This is a genomic window from Paenibacillus lutimineralis (assembly GCF_003991425.1).
GTDB classification, from domain to species: Bacteria; Bacillota; Bacilli; order Paenibacillales; family Paenibacillaceae; genus Fontibacillus; species Fontibacillus lutimineralis.
Genome location: NZ_CP034346.1, coordinates 2,165,079 through 2,182,272 on the forward strand (window position 1 = coordinate 2,165,079; position 17,194 = coordinate 2,182,272).

A 17,194-nucleotide genomic window follows, 5' to 3' on the forward strand; every position below is an offset into this window, starting at 1 on the left:
CTTCTTATGAACACACACGTATTACAAGTCCGTGAGGTTAAGGGAGGAGCGGCATTTCGCAATTTGTAATGGATATCGAGTTTCTAAAAATGGACAGACCTATCCCGTAGTGAAATGATTCATGAACAATGCCAAAAACTGCCATAGGCAGCAGGCTCACTCGATTCCACGCAAATTTGCGATCCACTCTCCCCACCTCCTTCAAAAACATAATTATTGTAAGTATATGATGAGGGAATGGAAAAATCAAGTAGTAGCCCCTAGTTACCCGACCAAGCCCAATAGTGGAGGGTATAACTTGTAGTACAAGCGCCTGAAAAATAGGCCAAGGATAGTGATGTATACCTAATCAGCGCAGGGGGGAGTTGAATAAGATGCATTGAAACATATAACAAAGGAGGTTTAATTAGATGGGTGAAATTGGTGGTATTGGTTGTTGTGGTCCTGGAGTCGGAGGTTTATGGACTTCAACTGGCGTGATTTTGGTTCTCTTCATTCTACTTGTTATTGTCCTAAGAACATTTTGCTTTTAATTCCCCTTGATGGGTTCTGAAAATGGGATACATTACGTTAGCGGAAACACCGCAGCATAATCCAAAAACATTGGAAAAGAGCCCCGCTGCTTCATGCTGGCGGAGCTTTTTTTATACAATAAATTTAGAAAATACCGGATCACATAAAATGCCTGCTTTGTTTTTGACCTTGGTCCATGTTCAATGATTCCTGTCGGGTGTAGCTTTGTATATGGTGGACCTCCGTCATACAAAGCCACATCGCGTGCTGAGAGCTTCCCGTTAGCTTAACGAACTTACAGAAGAACGAAACCCATTAACTACTAACAATGCGACCTTCTTGGCAATTTCCTCTTTATCCAAAGCTATATTCCCCGTGGCCCATTGAAAGGCACTTTCATGGATCATTTGCGCAAAGATAGGTGTATAAAGAGCTATTTCATTCTTTGAACAGAGGGATTCTAACCCCTTTAACAAATAAGCATTCAACTCTTTTATCGCTTTGTCTTTCAATTGCGGTACGACTAATGCTACATAGCTCCTGCGGCAATTAATGTTGGGTTGTTGATAGAAATCGCATAAAGCCAAAACAAGTTGAGCAATACCCTCTTGATCGAATTTTACTTCCCCTTTCGTTCGATTCACGATAGCAGTCGAGGCAGAGTCCCCCACGATATAGTCCAATAATTCGTACTTATCATTAAAGTGCGCATAGAAGGTCGCTCGATTCACTTGAGCCCCTTCTGTTAAATCTGCAATTGTAATTTTCTCAAAATCCTTTTCATTCACTAAATTAACAAAAGCTTTAATCAAAGACCGCTTAGTTTGAGTCATCCGTAGATTCCTTACTTTTGTCCCCACTTCATTTACTCCTTTTATGTGCATTTTGAGCGAAGCTTAAATCTCTTCTGACTTGACAATTTTTCAATTCTGTTGCTATAGCAACATTCCCCACCTCATTGTTGGTTGTTCTACTTAGAGAATAGTTGTACTTTTATTAAAGCAACATGTGTTTGTTTAATATATCACTTTTAAGAAGTTCATAAAAGACGAAAGGTCTAGTCGCTTTTATCTAGCTGTATTCGTTGCGATTAGTCGCTTTTAGGGGGATAGAAAATGAAAACATTACTGGTGACAGGTGGAACAGATGGAATCGGAAAAGGGATTGCTACTCACTACTTGAAAAAAGGCGATCGCGTCATCGTTATAGGTAGCTCGGTTGCTAAAGGCAATCTATATTTAAGCGAGTCTAAACAATTAGGAGCAGAAGAAAGAGCAATTTTTCTTCAAGCAGATTTGAGTTCGGTTAAAGAGAACAAGCGCATTATTGAAGAAGTAAAAAGCAGGTTTGATTCTCTGGATATGGTTGTTTTCTCTGCGGCCAGTCACAAGATTAAAAAAGAATATACGGAAACGCAAGAGGGATTTGAATTTAATTTCGGATTGTCTTATCTAAGCAGATTTGTTCTTAGTTTCGGCTTTAAAGAGCTCATGGAAAAGTCGGATGCTCCCATTATCGTTAACATTTGCGCGCCAGGCATGAACGGGACGGTTGATCTAAATGATATCCAAAACAAGAACAATTATAACGGATCAAAAGCCCGGTATCACGGCAGCCGGTTGAATGATTTGCTCGGCGTTGCTTTTGCCGACACGGATACGGTCAAAAAGATCAAGTATGTTCTCTTCAACCCATGGGCTGTACAGACCACGGGTATGTTGGAAACGATTGAAAACCCAATGAAAAAGCTGTTCACGAAGCTCATTTTCAAAATAATAGGTAAACCGGTCGATCAAGCCATCATTCCAATTATTGAGTAGTTGGACAAGCCGCCAAAGCCTAATTTAATGGCTTATATCCAACGAAAAGAAGTAAGTCTGACAAAGAAAACTTTCGACAGAGAAAATGCTCAGCGACTTTACAAAAATACTGTTCAATTATTGGAAGGGGTTATGGAGAAATGAAAACAATTGCAATTATTGGTGCGGGACCTGGGTTGGGATTGTCACTTGCAAAAAAGTTCGGTGAGAAAGGCTTTAAGGTAGCTGCCATTGCACGTAACCCTGAGAAATTGGGGATGATCATAAGTGAACTGAACAAGCTAAATATTGAAGCGAAGTCTTATGTCGCAGATGTTACGGATTTGCCAGCTCTTAAGCAAGCTTTACAAGCTGCTAAACAAGATTTTGGCCATATTGATGTGCTCGAATATAGCCCTTATTCAGGACCGGGTATTTTTAGACATGTGTTGGAAACAACACCTGAAAACGTCTTAGAACAAGTAAATGGCCATATACTGCCTGCCATTCTTGCTGTCAACGAAGTATTACCCGACATGATAAAGAATCGTTCGGGAGCAATTCTTTTTACAACAGGCTTATCTGCAATGTTTCCATTGCCGTCTATAGGAAATGTCGGAATCGTCATGTCCGGTCTTCGTAATTATGCAACGAACCTTTACAATGAATTAAAAGAAAAAGGAATTTATGTCGGACATCTATCAATCGGAACATTCATACAGGCAGGGACTGCTGGAGATCCAGATCATATTGCAGAAGCTTGGTACGACTTATACGAAAAGAAGAATTGCTTTGAAGAAACATTCCCGCAAGGAATTGATCCAACTAGACTGTCAGATTAAGTAGGGACTTAGCCCCCATTCAGACCCCAATACCTATAAATAGATAAAATCCGAAAGAAAACAAAAAACCCCTGAAGCTATATGCTTCAAGGGTTTTTATCAGATGATCTGTAGTGGGCTCGAACCACTGACCCCTACCCTGTCAAAGTAACAAGGTACTTATTAAGAATTATCAACGTTTGCTGTATACCGCAGTATATCAAGGTTTTTTAAAATATCGTTATTATGGTTTACCATGTTTTTATATGATTTTGCGGCATTTTTTGCGTCAATTTTGCGTCAATAATTATTCTGTAGTATCGGGAGATGGTTCAGGAGAAACAATGTTTTTACGTGAAAATTTCTCGAATTTCGCTGTAGTCTTTTTTCTTACTTTCTTTGTGACATGGACATAAATATCTGAAGTGGTTGATAACCTAGAATGCCCAAGTCTTTTTTGTATGGCAATTAAAAGGGGATCTATCATTGATTCGTCTTCATCTTCAATAAGAAGAGTCCCCATACTGTGCCTAAGTCCATGGAACTTTATGTATCGTAAATTGTGACGTTTACAAAAACGCTCCCACCAACGGGAAGGATGCTTATAATAATAGGCTTCTCCCTTTCCATTGTGGAAGACAAATCTTCGGTCTTCTCCGGCCCATTTATCCCCTAGTAACTCCTTTTCTTCTTCCCATTCTTGAAGGTAGAGCTGCATTTCCTCCATATACCATTCTGGCATGTCTACAGATCGAATAGAGCTTAATGATTTAGGGTCTTTTTCAATAGCCTTCCCTTTTTTAGTTAAAGGGATATTATTTTCAATCGAAAAGCTATTTTCTTCAAAAGATACTTGTGGCCATTCTAATGCAACAAGTTCACCCCTTCGAAAACCTCCAAGCATAGATCCAAGAATAAACAAGCGCCACTTAAGTGACTCACTATAGAGAGCTTCTACAACGTCTTGCGCTTCCTTTTCATTATAGTACTGCGGATTGTTCTTCTGCTCAAGTTGTTTTTGTTTTCTAATCTCAATAGGAGCTGTAGGTTTTTTTATCCCCTCCATAGGATTGGAAAGGATCATTTTCCAGTCTGTAGCTCTTGAGAATATATTTTTAAGAACGCGATAGATGTATCCAATAGTTTCAAAGTCTAAAGCAGATACTTCAACCGGTGACTCTTCATTTTCATTATTATGTTTAGGCTTGTTTAGTCGTGCTTCAGGACTTTCTAATTGTTTTAGAAAATCTAGGATATGTCCAGGCTTTATTTGATCGAGTTGCATATAACCGAAGGCTGGAATTAATCTGGAATTTATATGAGCTTCATATGTCTCTAAAGTTGTCGGAGAAAGTTTGGAAATAGCATAATGTGTTTTCCACATTGGAATAAACTCTTCAAATGTCTTTTTGCTCGGCTTAATATAATTACCGCTTTTCACTTCTTCTTTAAACTTTGCGTATTCATATTCAAGATACTCTTGTAACTTTTTTGGACTCATTTTCTCGGTAACTTCTATAGTTGTAGTCTCTCGTCCATACTTATTATTCGGCCCTTTTCCAGTACTTACAGTAAATTCATACGAGTTTTTTCCACGCTGTCTTATATTAGCCATTTCATTCACTCCTTTACTTTGTACTATGTATACGCAACAAACGAATTTACGAAATTATTTTGTAATACCCTCTTTTATTTTCCCCTCAATGTAACGGTCAAGATCGCATTTTTTTATGAATCTACGTTGACCCATTTTATAACTAGGAATTTCTTTGGATTTAGTCATTCTGAAAACTGTTGATTTAGATGTCTTTAGATACAAGACTGCTTGATCCACATTCATGATTTCATCGTATTGTTGATCTAATTCCATTGAATCAGCCTTTAAATCCCTAATAATTTCATTCTTAATAGATGCTCTTAACTCAGCCCTCAGTTCCCTTTTTACTTCCTCTTTTATGTTCTTTTTAATTTCTTCAATTAGTACATAAATCAAGTCGATTGAACTCATATCAAATCCATTCTCCTTAGATAGCGGTTATTTATATACCTCTGAAAAAGGGGATAAAGGGGAATTATCAAGTAATCCCTTGATACATAAGGCTTCTTAGGCGTTTCTTTTTCCTAAACTTAATCTGATTAAGTAGGGGATTAAACACTAAGATTGTTCTAAAAATTCGTCTATTTCTCCATCCTGAGAAATAATAAAATCCCTTATTTCTTTTTTTATAAAATCATCATCTAAAAATTTAATTCCAACAGAGTTTTTTTCTATCTTAATCGGAAGATCGTATGAAACATTTATTTCGTTGAATGCGATGTCAATTATATCGTTGAATATTTCTTGTCTGAAAATTAAGGGGATCTTCTCGAGACGGGCTTTATCTTTAACTGAGAAAACAACATGTGTGAATCTGGGATAAGTGTCTGTATTTAATAGTCCTTGCATTTTAATTACTGTTTCGTTATAGAAAATTTCTACTTCGTAAAACCCTGAATATTTAACGATATTTAATAATCCATGAGAATCATAATGGATCTGTTTTTTATTAGGGTGTGTAAAAATACCATTAAACCCTACATCGGCATATGTAAATAATTCGCAATGGGTGATATCTAAAAATTTGCAAATCGAATCCATTGTGTCGAATTGAATTCCTTTCCCTGTATTGTTTTGGAGAGCACTTAGCGTATTTCTAGAAAGCCCGGTTCTTTCAGACAATTCGGAAATGTTCATTCCTCTTTCAGCTAACAAAACTGCCAGGTTACACTTTATCATATTTTATCACCCATTCACTCTATTTTGCTTTAAAGTATATACAATTTGCTCAATATATACAACATATTATCTTGACACATTATTTTCCTTCTGGTATCTTATAGATATCAAAATGATCAGATGTCTGAGCAAATTGATAAGAGTATTTATCTTATTTGGAAGGGCGGTTAATCAATGGGAATCGAAAAAATGACTTATGCGGAGTACCTACAGGAGAATTTGGGTGTATTACCAATTCGCGAATGCCTGGATGTACTGGACAAGGCCGAACAAGGGAAATTGACAGACTTTGATGTAGAACAGGAGCTTACACCAGTTGTGGGAACAATTCTTTCAAACCTATTCAATCATGACATGGAAACGTTTGATAATGTTCTTGGAAAAATAAAAAACGCAGCCAAGGCGATCCGGGAACGGGAAGAAGACATTAAGTTCAGATTAGATCCGTGCAATGACAGTGTGGAGTTAGTTCTTGAATTTGATACGATCTTAAATCATATCAGAGACGGATATGGTCTAAAGGATCATTGGTTAGATGAAGACGGCGAATGGATCGTTATATTAGGCAAGTCGGAATAACGAATAACGGGGGCGATTCACATGTATCAAATCACATTGAAAATGGCTCGTTTAAATCGCGGATTATCTTTGAAGGAAGCTGCTGAACTTGGTGGCATTACTCCGAAGACTTTGAAAAAGTACGAGAAGGACAGCGGAAAGGCAAAATTTGATCCATTCATTAGACTCTTAAAAGCTTATGGCGTGTCCATGGATCATATCGCTATCGGTAAAGAGGACGAAATCATTGGGAATCTATTAAAAACCATTAACAAGGTGGTGGCGTAAATGCAACGTATCACATTAACAGTAAGTGAAGCTGCTCAACTAATCGGCGTATCGCAAACTACGGTTTATGCAATGGCTAGGGAGGGACAGATTCCACATGCTCGAGTACGGAACCGGATCTTGTTTCACCGAGATGTTATTGAAGCTTGGCTACGTGGTGAACATTTACAAGCGAAACAGGCATAGGTGGTGGTTAAGTGCTAGTAAATAACATACCAGTTGAGCTCAAGCAACGTAAACAATGGGTATTGTGGAAACTTGAACAGCGCAGAGAAGGTGATAAAGCGACTAAAGTTCCATACAACTTAGATGGTGAACGAGCTTCTACCACTAATCCAGAACATTGGTCAACATTTGAAGAAGCCATGGAAGCCTATAAGCAAAAGTCGGAGGTTATGTCTGGAATCGGCTACGTATTCGCAGCTAACGATCCATTCACTGGCATTGATATTGACCATTGTGTTGTTAAGGGAAAAATAAAAGAAGATGTAAAGGAAATCATTCTTAATTTTAATAGCTATACTGAACGGAGCCAGAGCAAGAATGGTATTCACGTAATTATCAAAGGAAGAGTACCAGGGGAAAGAAATCGAACGGGGATATTTGAAATGTACGATCAGGAGCGTTTCTTTGTTGTTACTGGTGATCATGTGAAAGGTTCACCGTTAACAATAGAAGAACGTCAACAGGAATTAAACATGTTGTATGATCGTTTATTCCCTAAACAAAATGACCTAATTAAGAATAATTCAGAATTACCAGTTCAAGATGATGAAGTCATTATAGAGCTTGCTAGGAAGGCAAAAAACGGTGATAGATTTGAAAGGTTATATTCTGGCAAGTGGAGTTCTTACAACAGTCAGAGCGAAGCAGAACAAGCCTTATGTAACATGCTTGCCTTCTACACAAAAAATCCTGAACAAATTGACCGTTTGTTCAGGAACAGCGGTTTGATGCGTGACAAATGGGAACGCGAAGACTACTGTCAACGAACGATAAGTAAAGCGTTAGAGGGTGTTGTAGTGGCTTACAAACAACCCATTAATAAAACTCAATTTAATAACAATATATCACAGCGAAATGAGTTTGACGAGTCCGATTTTGATTTTATTTTTGATCCTAAACCGGAATTTGATGGAAAGTTAGGTGAACCAGCTTTACATGGATTAGCTGGCGATATTGTAAGGTTCATTGATCCGCATACTGAAGCTGATCCGGCTGCAGTACTTATCAATTTCATAACAATGTTCGGAAACATGGTTGGTGATGGGCCACACTTTGTTGTATCAGGCGGTAAACATCGTATGAGACTGTTTGCTGTGCTGGTTGGAGCAACCTTTCGAGGGAAGAAGGGAACGTCACTTGATCCAGTTCTAAAGCTCATGAATGCCGCTGATGTAGAGTTCAATACCCGTAAGAAGTCAGGATTATCAAGCGGAGAAGGACTTATATATTCTGTTAGGGATCAAGTAATTGAATCAAGGCCAGTTGTAGAGGGCAAAGGCAAGGATAAAAAGTCAACAGGTGAATATGAGGAAGTTATCACAGATTCAGGTGTTGAGGACAAGCGTTTGCTAGTCGTTGAAAGTGAGTTCGGTTCAGTCCTTAACGTATTGCGCAGGGATGGTAATACATTGTCAGCAATAATCCGTAACGCTTGGGATGGCAACGGTGAGATAAGGACATTAACCAAGAACCCAATGCAAGCTTCAAACTCTCATATATCCATTCTAGGGCATATCACACCTGAGGAGCTTAGGAAGCTATTGACTGGGAATGAGATTCATAACGGGTTTGTGAACCGTTTCCTGTGGCTGTATGTTCAGCAATCAAAATCATTACCAAGCGGTGGCGAGTTCCACAAGTTAGACGTTGGGCCGATCGTTGACAGAATAAAGGAAGCTTGTGATTATGCCATGAATGAAATGCCGGTTGATAATAATGGCGATCCACTGCCCATGGAACGTAATGAAGCAGCAAATAAGCTATGGGAACGTATCTATGAGCCTCTACAACGTGATGCATCTGGTATTATTGGAGCTTCAACAAGTCGGGTTATTCCTTACGTAATGCGCTTGGCTTGCATATACGCCTTGCTGGACATGTCAAACGTTGTCCGAGTGGAGCATCTAAAGGCTGCATTAGCTGTATGGGATTACTGTTATAAATCGGTGGCGTTCATCTTTGGAGAACAGGAACTTACTAATGATCCTATCATCAGCAAGATATTGAGTAGGCTTAAGGAGAAGTCAGAAGGGCTTACTTTGACTGATATTAACGATCTATTCAAAGGGACTGTTAAAAGTGACGAGCTTCAAGGGGCTATAAAGAAGATGCAAGATAACGGCCTTATTACTGTGAAGACCATACCAGGCAGAGGAAGACCTAAGAGATTGATCGAGCTTAGTCAATCTAGTGAAATAGCGTGATCTCAATTAATCCCCTACTTAATCAGATTAAGTTTAGGAAAAAGAAACGCCTAAGAAGCCTTATGTATCAAGGGATTACTTGATAATTCCCCTTTATCCCCTTTTTCAGAGGTATATAAATAAAAGTTTCAGAGAGGAAGGTAATCATGCCAACAGCAAATGAAATAATTCGTTTAAACGAGATAGAGCAAATGGATAAAAGGGCTAAGAAGGCAGGATTCCTCCCTCTTATCTCCGGTGAAGCATATGAAGCACAGTACAACAGTAACAGCCATGTCTTCATCATGATGAATGGTAGTAAGTGGAGCGCATGGCGCGAAACTTGGCAACCAGGTAAGGAACGATCTATTTCACTTAAATCAATTGTGGACAATGTTCCCTTTGATATTGCAGTTCAGCAAGCAAATAAGTACATGGCATTCATCATAAAGAAAAGAGGTTAGTGAAAACGGACCATTGTAAACTCCTAACTTTGATTATGGTTATTTCGCTGAAGAAGGAACTATTAGACCTAGTTCTAACGATCAAGGGTGAGAATGAAAGTACTTTTTCAAGAGAAGAGATTATTAAAGACTTAATGGAGAAGGTGAAATGTTGCTCAGAGATTGAAGAGCTGTTCTTATAAATAACATGGTAAAGACGGTGAATACGATTGAAAAAGAAAGTAAAGCGCTTTGAGATCCGTTATGAAGGTAATGTTCTTTATCTGTCAACAGATGGAACAAAGTTCGGAACACTTGAAACGTTGCTTAGGCTCATATTTAACGAGTATAGCAAGAAGAAACCTGAGCAGTTGGATATGTTTATGTCAAGATTAAATTTGCGATATGACATTATCAGGAACAGGGTGCAGCCTCAGGAGGAAATTGAACCGCTAAATGATTTTGATTTTTGGAAAGAGCTAATGGAAAGAAATCCACATGATAGAGGGTGAAAAAAATTCAAAAAGCGATATATGGAATGGCTATGCCGTTCAATGACTGCTATATCGATGTCAATTCGGACGACTCGTTTACTGCTCAAAAAACAAATCGGGAGTCGGTACGCTTTGATAAATTGGTTGGCATGACTCTATTTCATGACTTCACCAAGACATTCGGATCAACAAACGACAATCTCTTTATTCAGGTGACCGACACAGGAATATATTTCAAACTCATTCCAAACACTCCGTTTGGTTGGAGCGTGTACAAAAAGGTAAAGCGTGCGGCGTTACGACATTGTTCCCTTTCTTTCACCAATATAAAGAAAGAGCGAAACGTAGTACAAGAGAAGAATTTGACTGAGTCGTTCCGATCCCTGGGACTTAGTGACTCTATCGTTATCGAGGATTACAGGAAAATCAGGGTTTATGAAATCTGCCTGACAAACGGTCCTGCTAACAAGCTGACGTTCTGTACAACGGACGCAAAGGATCCGCGATTGGCGGACTTAAATTGGGATAACATCGAGCCCCTTCCACCGTTATTGATTCAATGCGGTGATAAGCATGAGGTCAGGATTGCCGATGAGATAGAAATATTGGCAAAGGATGTAGAGGAATATAGAAAACAATTTCAGGAGGTTTATGGAAAATGAAAACTATGAACTTGAGCGAGAAAATTAATATAGAACAACAGGCGGTAGCTAAAAGGTTATCTGAATTAAGAGAACAACAAAAGCAGGACAACAAGATCATGGATACACTGAAGCAACAGTATATTGAAGCGATAACCAGTACAACTGGTAATGAGATCGATAGCATTAATGATCAGATTAAGGAAGTAGCTGAAAGAATACAGAGACGCAAAGACATAATCGAAGCTTTATCAGACCATAACAATCCTGTCATTCAATCAATGATTACAGAAGAGATCGAGGGGCAATTAGAACGGCTTAATGATATTGAGTCGAAAACAAAGTCGTTGTATAAGGCGCTAGAAAGACAGAGAACGGAAATGATGAAAGGCTTGGCTGCTCTAGAAGAACTGAACAAGAAAAATAAAAGTATCCAGTCATATGTTAGTACATGGTCAAATCGCCTCAATGATACGAATAAAGAAAAACTAGGATTAAAGGGAATCACTAGAGCAGGAATTGATGTTTTTGACTTTATTAATAAACTGCTTATTGAACGTGTTCATGTATACAAGTAAGGGAGGTTCCCAAAATGTTAAATTGTAAATTGGTGTACGCAGGTGGCGATTTCAGTTTTGTGACACCGACAAGTTCGAACCATAAGGGAGCTTTAAAGATAGCTAAGGATCATATGATCGAAGAGTTTGTATTGAATGCTAAATTACTGATTAATGGCAAAGAACACTACGCTATTAATCATGAGTTTAAGAATAATGAAACTAAAGCAACAGGCATTTTAGAAGATTGTATCTCTCTCACTGTGAAGTTAGATGAAAATTTCTTTGCAAGTGGCTAGGGGGGAGCCCCCCCTCCCTTCGAGATCAGATTTTTTTCGGCCAGGGACCGGCGTGGGTCCATCGTTCACACCGCGGATAAAATTTTCATGAAAGGGGGGTAACCCGAAAATGGCCGCTTTTGCAGTGATTGCTTATAGATAATCCTAGTCGTCGGCAAATGCCAGCAAACAATAAGAAATAAGTAGAGATTATTAGGCTGTTAATTTAACTAAAAAAGATAAATTATTTAAATGGAAAGGAAGATTAAATCATATGAATAAGTGGTTGTGTTATACCAGATCTATTGAATATGGTGGATCAATAATTAAAGCTACAGAAGATGGCGGGGCTTCTGTTCCTACTACGCTAAACGGAAATGGTTATAGTATTGATGGGAATGGTGCCATTGTGCAAAATGGTCATCTTGTTGCTGGTGGAATGATTTTGAGCGGTAATGTGGTTCGGGGCATGGCTACATCTGGTGGGGGAGGAACATACCCAACTTCTGAAGGGGGAAGCCATGATCACGGTGGAACCGCAGGAAGTCACAATCACGGAAATGAAGCCAACAAAAACTACGCTCCACCAATTACCCGGGATGGTCAGCATTTGCATTCAGTAACAATTCCACCACATGAACATGATGTTTTATCACATTCTCATTTCATTGATCATACTCATGAAGTTGTAATTCCTAAACATTCACACCTAGTAAATATTCCTCCCCATACACACGATATGGTGTTTGGTATTTTCAAAGGACCAACGCCTTCTAAAGTTGAGGTTAGAGTAGATGGAAATCTCATTCCTGGCCTCACTACGAGCGTAGATGGATTTGATATTATTCCGTATTTGTCTAAGGATGATAGCGGGAAAGTGCAGCGCGGGTGGCATGAAATAGAGATAACACCAGTTAATTCACTGGGGCGCATTGTTGCATCTGTTTTTAGTCAAGTTTTTGCTACTAGCCGTGGAGGAGGTAACTATTAATGACATTGGTAGCGGCATTTGCCTCCCCTAATTTTGCTGTAATGGTGGCTGATCGACGGAGGTCACAGTTAGAAACTGGAGTACAGATTGATGATGTAAAAAAAATATACCAGGTAAACAACAATGTAATGGTGGGGTTCTCTGGAGTTTACTTACCAGACGGATTAGGTAATTTCCGAGGAATGGCGGAAAAGATTATTAACGATTGCAGCTTTTTGATTCATGATGACATGTCTGTAGAGAGTATCATAAATGTTTTCAGAAGACATATTATAACTCTCCTTGATGATGGCATATCTAAGGATCAATTAGAAGTTACCTACCATATTGCCGGTCTTTTACAAGATGGACATTTTGGATTAGGTCGAATAAGCTGTTTTGAAGATTTTGAACCGGTTATCACAAAACCGCCTGAAGCAGGAATAACTTGGGGGTTAAGTAGGGCTGTTTATGCCCCTAGCATGTGGCTAGAATCCCGTATAGCATCTTTAGGAGAAATGACACTGGGGAACGTTCAGAAATTGGCTGTAGAGCTTGTAGAACACACAGCACAGCGTGATAGTTATATAAGTGATACTTACGATATGTTGACTCTTTCTTTTTAGTAAATATAGCATGTGGAGATGATATTATGAGTCTTTGTGTTTGTTTTCAAAATAACGATTGCTTAATGATTGCTGCTGATACAGCGGTTGTAAAACAAATTAACGGACGGATGTATAGATTGATAGAGCCATTTAGAAAATTGGTTAGAATTGGAGATCTCTTAGTGTTTATGAGTGGTAGCCTTGGTGTGGCCAATATCACTATGGAAAGATTCCGAACAGCTAAAAATAAGACAATACAAGAGCTTCAAAAGGTGGTTATTGAAAGCTGCAATTATTTTTCGAAAATGCATCCTGATATAGTAAACGGTTTAGATCCAAAAACTAGAGATGTAGCGGTTCTAGCTGCTGAATACAAGGACGGAGCTGTTCAAGTTCATATCGTTCAACCGAGCGATAATTTTCAAATTCACACATACAAGGCATCGCCTACCGAAACAATACCTCATACTGGAGGAGTTTATGCAGACGAAGCACAAGACTTAATAAGACCTATGTTGGATGCTGGAAATAAAACCGCAGGAGAAATGATAAGACATGTGTTTGATAATCTATCTGGAGTAGAGATTGGTGGAAACTTGATTGTTGCGAAAATAGATCAAAACGGCATCTCCTTCGGCCCGGATCAACCGATACCGGAACATGTCCGTATCCCTTATTATGAAGATTTGCTGAGTTCTGCCTTCCTAACTGGTTCGCTCATTCAGACATCAGCATCTGGGAATTATCCCCGTGCGGAAATGAGCAGTTCGGACAGAATGTTTAAGGTTGGTTCATCTTCCTCTAATTCAATCGAAATGAGGTCGCTAGGATATCCAAATTCAATTCCGGACTTATATTTCAAAACAGGATCGTCCACGGCTTCTATAAGCCTTCCAAGTTCTTCATCCGGCTTGTATATGAGTGGCGACAGATTAACCGCTGAATTTTCAGAAATTAGACTAAGAGGATACGGCAGCGTTTCTGTCTTAAGTTGGGATCAGCTAAAATCAGAAGGATCTGGAAGATCCCTACAGGGTGAATTGGATTATACGGCATATAACATGACATTCGATCCTGGAACAAGGAACTTGAAACTGTGGAGTAGATCAGGACAGTTATTAGCACAAGTGAATATTCCGTAGAATTATTTAAATTTTGTCGATAGTGGACGATAATAGGAAGTAGAAATTATTTCCTAAGGAGTGTTCACTTTGAAAAAATTCGTTGTTGGTTTTATAGCAGGTGCTCTTATATTTTCCACTATGCCAGCGTTTGCAGATTCAATTCAAAGTATTTTTGGGGCGAAGGTTACAGGAGTTTATACTATTCAAAATCAGGATGGGAAAAAGATCGCTGAAGGTGCGATTTTAAACGGATCAACTTATGTACCTGTCCGGGCAATGTCTAAAGCTACGGGAACGCCCCTAACTGTTGACACTAAAAAGAAGGTGATTACATTGGGTACAGAAACAACAACGTCAAGCAATATAGCTATTGACGAACTTAATATCAAGAAGGAAGCCGCTGAAAGAAAAATCACTTCACTACAAGGATCTATAAAGTTGTATGAATCTGATATCATTCCTAACGCCCAAAAAGACGCCGACAATACAAAAGGCACGGAATCAGAAGCGACTTACAAGAGTCGACTTGATAGCAGAAACGAAGAGCTAGCCAAATACAAGGCTGATCTAGCAGAAGCCCAACGGCAGCTTGCTGAGATCGAATTACAAATTACAGAAGCAACTAATATGAAATAAACTGAATGAATGAAGAGTCTCACCAAGAGGTGGGACTTTTTTTTTGTTAGAATCAATGTCTCTGTAGGAGGTAGGGCCTGTGTTTCGTATAATATAAAGTTGAATTGCCAATAAAAATGAGTAAAACTTGTAAAATGGAGTGAGTGGAATGGAAAGTATTCCGCATATCATGAGTCTAAAACAAACAGCTAAATTCTTGGGCATAAGTGAACCTACCTTAAAACGCCGAATAAATGCCAAGCAAATAAGAGCATATAAAGACGGAGGTTACTGGAAGATAAAAAGAGAATGGGTTGAGGAATATCAGAACAATTTAATTAAAGAACAAGAGCCAATCCCCAAAATACATATCAACCAGTTCTCACAAGAAACACAGGTCTTCATACATCAACTTATTGCAAATGCGATTAAAAGGGCCATAAAAAACGGGACTTATAAGGGGGATCAAACGGAAGGTGAAGATGGTGAGGAAATACCGGAAACAATTAAGAGTGGTTGCACATTACATGAAGGACGGTGACAAGAGGGTGTTGATTGACCCATATAAAACCGATTTGCCCGATCGATGTAAACTAGCCATCACTGAAATAATAACCGGAAAGAAGTATGAATTGATGTGAGTTGTATTTGACATTTAAAGTCGGCACTTATGAATATTTATCATAAGCTATCGGCTTTTTTTGCGTCAATTTTGCGTCAACTCATTTGTTTTGTGATTAAATCACAATGGATAAAAATAAAAGAAGCCTTATGTATCAAGGCTTCTCAGCAATGATCTGTAGTGGGCTCGAACCACTGACCCCTACCCTGTCAAGATAGTGCTCTCCCAGCTGAGCTAACAGATCAGAATATAAGTGAAGACAAAATTCATCATATCAGGGAGAGCCAATTATGTCAAACTTTTTTTATACAAATCATGAAGAAAAGCTCTACATTTTCCAACTAGAATTAGTTAATCATTATACAATCTCCATTTATTGGAGATTATGAGGATATGACTATAATCCGAACGGGGGTAGACACAAAATGAAATTCGATCAAACGCGGTTTAAGTTTCGTTGGAGTAAAGTACTTATGATGGTCATGTTGACCGTAACTATGCTGTTTACTATAACGGGCTGCAGCCTGTCGACTAGCCAGAAGACGATGGATAGACAAGCCAAGGTTCCATGGTGGTCTAGCCCCTCTATATCTAACGGTGTCTACGCTCCAGCTGTCCAGAAAAAGGTATACTCCACGGAATCCTGACTTGGAACTGCTTACTCATCTTCCCATTTACGGGAATACCCTTTCTTAGTGACATAGAACATCGGGACAATCAGAAGAACGGAAATGATAATTGCCGCACCAATCGTTAGTCCGTACACCGGTTTAACAGCTCCTTCTCTCCAAGTATTACCCCAACTATACATTAAAATAAAATTTTTGTATAATGATGCAAGTTTTTATTTTTAATGCGCAGTATATAGATTTATGAATATGGGAGGGATAGGAATGGCTGCTGTAATTGTACCTGTAAAGACAGAGGAACAGTTGGAAGAAGCGTGCAACATTCGAAAAGAGGTATTTGTGCAGGAGCAAAAGGTTCCGGAGGAACTCGAAATCGATGAATATGATGTGATTGGACCGGACGCCCATCACATTCTTATCGAGGTTGATGGAAGGTATGCTGCCACAGGTCGTCTAATATACTACAAGGATAATGCGGCGAAAATGCAGCGGATCGCTGTCCGCAAAGACTTCCGTTCACAAGGCATTGGCAAGGTACTGCTGCTTGCTATGGAGGAGCTGGCTCGTGAGCTGGGATTGACGAAATCTGTGCTGGATGCACAGTGTCAGGCAGAGGCCTTCTACCAGAAGCTAGGCTATGTAACGACCTCCACGGAGACGTTCCTCGATGCTAATATACCTCATGTCAGAATGGAGAAATCGCTGGAGCTCTAATTCTCATACATTCCGCAATTTGGGACAAACTATACACATCCCTCTCACGGGAGCCCTGTGAAGGGAAACAATGAAGAGGAGATGTGATAGTCAGATGGAAATGAATACACGTGAGACCTTTATCGCAGTCCAGAAAAATGGAGACGGTGATCTTACCGCGTTCAAAACCTCCAGCGGCCGGGTTCTTGATTATGAGCAGGCTTTGCAGGAAGTGAAAGCCGGAGCTATTGCAGGGGTCAATGTATTCAAGGGAAGGGACGGAGAAATGTACATCCGTGGAGACGCGGATGGCGACCCGACCAACAATTTGGACGCATTGCCAAGGTTCGAATAAAT

24 protein-coding genes and 1 tRNA gene are annotated in these 17,194 nt (G+C 39.2%); 20 read left to right on the top strand and 5 right to left on the bottom strand.

Going from position 1 to position 17,194, the window contains the following annotated elements; all coding sequences use genetic code 11:
* The first annotated feature begins 410 nt into the window (after positions 1 to 410).
* Complete coding sequence (locus EI981_RS29970; protein ID WP_257792035.1) at positions 411 to 533, top strand: hypothetical protein; 123 nt, start codon at positions 411 to 413, stop codon at positions 531 to 533.
* Between the two features lie 261 nt (positions 534 to 794).
* Here EI981_RS29970 and EI981_RS08925 read toward each other — a convergent pair whose 3' ends face one another.
* Positions 795 to 1,373, bottom strand: a complete 579-nt coding sequence (locus tag EI981_RS08925) for a TetR/AcrR family transcriptional regulator (RefSeq protein ID WP_126997340.1) — start codon at positions 1,371 to 1,373, stop codon at positions 795 to 797.
* Between the two features lie 255 nt (positions 1,374 to 1,628).
* Here EI981_RS08925 and EI981_RS08930 point away from each other — a divergent pair, with 255 nt between their 5' ends.
* A complete protein-coding gene (locus tag EI981_RS08930; RefSeq protein WP_126997342.1) occupies positions 1,629 to 2,333 on the top strand; it encodes an SDR family NAD(P)-dependent oxidoreductase in 705 nt (234 codons plus the stop codon).
* Positions 2,334 to 2,473: 140 nt separating this feature from the next.
* Positions 2,474 to 3,154 (top strand): SDR family NAD(P)-dependent oxidoreductase, encoded by a 681-nt coding sequence (locus EI981_RS08935; protein WP_126997344.1) that lies wholly within the window; start codon positions 2,474 to 2,476, stop codon positions 3,152 to 3,154.
* Between the two features lie 286 nt (positions 3,155 to 3,440).
* Here the strand turns inward: EI981_RS08935 and EI981_RS08940 are convergent, their stop codons facing one another.
* From EI981_RS08940 to EI981_RS08950, 3 genes are all read right to left on the bottom strand, one after another.
* Positions 3,441 to 4,748, bottom strand: coding sequence for a tyrosine-type recombinase/integrase (locus tag EI981_RS08940; RefSeq protein WP_126997346.1), 1,308 nt, complete (start codon positions 4,746 to 4,748; stop codon positions 3,441 to 3,443).
* Positions 4,749 to 4,802: 54 nt separating this feature from the next.
* Positions 4,803 to 5,141 carry an excisionase family DNA-binding protein gene (locus EI981_RS08945; RefSeq protein WP_126997348.1) on the bottom strand — a complete coding sequence of 113 codons (339 nt, stop codon included), beginning with the start codon at positions 5,139 to 5,141 and terminating at the stop codon, positions 4,803 to 4,805.
* 147 nt (positions 5,142 to 5,288) lie between these two features.
* Positions 5,289 to 5,909 carry a helix-turn-helix domain-containing protein gene (locus tag EI981_RS08950; RefSeq protein WP_126997350.1) on the bottom strand — a complete coding sequence of 207 codons (621 nt, stop codon included), beginning with the start codon at positions 5,907 to 5,909 and terminating at the stop codon, positions 5,289 to 5,291.
* 174 nt (positions 5,910 to 6,083) lie between these two features.
* On the opposite strand from EI981_RS08950, the gene EI981_RS08955 reads away from it, so the two are divergent.
* The 14 genes from EI981_RS08955 (at position 6,084) to EI981_RS09020 (ending at position 15,434) form a co-directional block, all read left to right on the top strand.
* Entirely contained in the window at positions 6,084 to 6,488 is a 405-nt protein-coding gene (locus EI981_RS08955) for a hypothetical protein (protein WP_126997352.1), read from the top strand.
* A gap of 42 nt (positions 6,489 to 6,530) precedes the next feature.
* Positions 6,531 to 6,755 (top strand): helix-turn-helix domain-containing protein, encoded by a 225-nt coding sequence (locus EI981_RS08960; protein ID WP_227011774.1) that lies wholly within the window; start codon positions 6,531 to 6,533, stop codon positions 6,753 to 6,755.
* Positions 6,756 to 6,941 carry a helix-turn-helix domain-containing protein gene (locus EI981_RS08965; RefSeq protein WP_126997356.1) on the top strand — a complete coding sequence of 62 codons (186 nt, stop codon included), beginning with the start codon at positions 6,756 to 6,758 and terminating at the stop codon, positions 6,939 to 6,941.
* Between the two features lie 11 nt (positions 6,942 to 6,952).
* On the top strand, positions 6,953 to 9,184 hold the full coding sequence (locus tag EI981_RS08970; protein WP_126997358.1) for a phage NrS-1 polymerase family protein: 2,232 nt from the start codon (positions 6,953 to 6,955) through the stop codon (positions 9,182 to 9,184).
* A 146-nt stretch (positions 9,185 to 9,330) separates the two neighbouring features.
* Positions 9,331 to 9,627 (top strand): hypothetical protein, encoded by a 297-nt coding sequence (locus EI981_RS08975; RefSeq protein WP_126997360.1) that lies wholly within the window; start codon positions 9,331 to 9,333, stop codon positions 9,625 to 9,627.
* Positions 9,628 to 9,836: 209 nt separating this feature from the next.
* On the top strand, positions 9,837 to 10,118 hold the full coding sequence (locus tag EI981_RS08980) for a hypothetical protein (RefSeq protein ID WP_126997362.1): 282 nt from the start codon (positions 9,837 to 9,839) through the stop codon (positions 10,116 to 10,118).
* Entirely contained in the window at positions 10,115 to 10,762 is a 648-nt protein-coding gene (locus EI981_RS08985) for an HK97 family phage prohead protease (protein ID WP_126997364.1), read from the top strand. Before EI981_RS08980 ends, EI981_RS08985 begins: the two co-directional genes overlap by 4 nt.
* Positions 10,759 to 11,319, top strand: coding sequence for a hypothetical protein (locus tag EI981_RS08990; protein WP_126997366.1), 561 nt, complete (start codon positions 10,759 to 10,761; stop codon positions 11,317 to 11,319). The genes EI981_RS08985 and EI981_RS08990 overlap by 4 nt, the downstream gene beginning before the upstream one ends.
* Positions 11,320 to 11,333: 14 nt before the next feature.
* Entirely contained in the window at positions 11,334 to 11,597 is a 264-nt protein-coding gene (locus tag EI981_RS08995; protein WP_126997368.1) for a hypothetical protein, read from the top strand.
* A gap of 253 nt (positions 11,598 to 11,850) precedes the next feature.
* Complete coding sequence (locus EI981_RS09000; protein WP_126997370.1) at positions 11,851 to 12,567, top strand: hypothetical protein; 717 nt, start codon at positions 11,851 to 11,853, stop codon at positions 12,565 to 12,567.
* Complete coding sequence (locus EI981_RS09005; RefSeq protein WP_126997372.1) at positions 12,567 to 13,172, top strand: Ntn hydrolase family protein; 606 nt, start codon at positions 12,567 to 12,569, stop codon at positions 13,170 to 13,172. Before EI981_RS09000 ends, EI981_RS09005 begins: the two co-directional genes overlap by 1 nt.
* 26 nt (positions 13,173 to 13,198) lie before the next feature.
* The gene (locus tag EI981_RS09010; RefSeq protein ID WP_126997374.1) at positions 13,199 to 14,296 is read left to right on the top strand and encodes a hypothetical protein; all 1,098 of its coding nucleotides are present in this window, start codon (positions 13,199 to 13,201) and stop codon (positions 14,294 to 14,296) included.
* A 69-nt stretch (positions 14,297 to 14,365) separates the two neighbouring features.
* Positions 14,366 to 14,914 (top strand): hypothetical protein, encoded by a 549-nt coding sequence (locus EI981_RS09015; protein WP_126997376.1) that lies wholly within the window; start codon positions 14,366 to 14,368, stop codon positions 14,912 to 14,914.
* Positions 14,915 to 15,062: 148 nt separating this feature from the next.
* On the top strand, positions 15,063 to 15,434 hold the full coding sequence (locus EI981_RS09020; protein ID WP_126997378.1) for a helix-turn-helix domain-containing protein: 372 nt from the start codon (positions 15,063 to 15,065) through the stop codon (positions 15,432 to 15,434).
* A gap of 252 nt (positions 15,435 to 15,686) precedes the next feature.
* On the opposite strand, the gene EI981_RS09025 is transcribed toward EI981_RS09020, so the two are convergent.
* A tRNA-Val gene (locus EI981_RS09025) sits at positions 15,687 to 15,759 on the bottom strand.
* Positions 15,760 to 15,940: 181 nt separating this feature from the next.
* Here EI981_RS09025 and EI981_RS09030 point away from each other — a divergent pair.
* The 3 genes from EI981_RS09030 to EI981_RS09040 all read left to right on the top strand — a co-directional run bounded on the left by EI981_RS09030 (position 15,941) and on the right by EI981_RS09040 (position 17,192).
* Positions 15,941 to 16,162, top strand: a complete 222-nt coding sequence (locus tag EI981_RS09030) for a hypothetical protein (RefSeq protein ID WP_126997380.1) — start codon at positions 15,941 to 15,943, stop codon at positions 16,160 to 16,162.
* A gap of 246 nt (positions 16,163 to 16,408) precedes the next feature.
* Positions 16,409 to 16,858: a GNAT family N-acetyltransferase gene (locus EI981_RS09035; protein ID WP_126997382.1), complete on the top strand. Its 450-nt coding sequence runs from the start codon at positions 16,409 to 16,411 to the stop codon at positions 16,856 to 16,858.
* Between the two features lie 94 nt (positions 16,859 to 16,952).
* On the top strand, positions 16,953 to 17,192 hold the full coding sequence (locus EI981_RS09040; RefSeq protein ID WP_068781977.1) for a DUF3892 domain-containing protein: 240 nt from the start codon (positions 16,953 to 16,955) through the stop codon (positions 17,190 to 17,192).
* Positions 17,193 to 17,194: the final 2 nt, after the last annotated feature.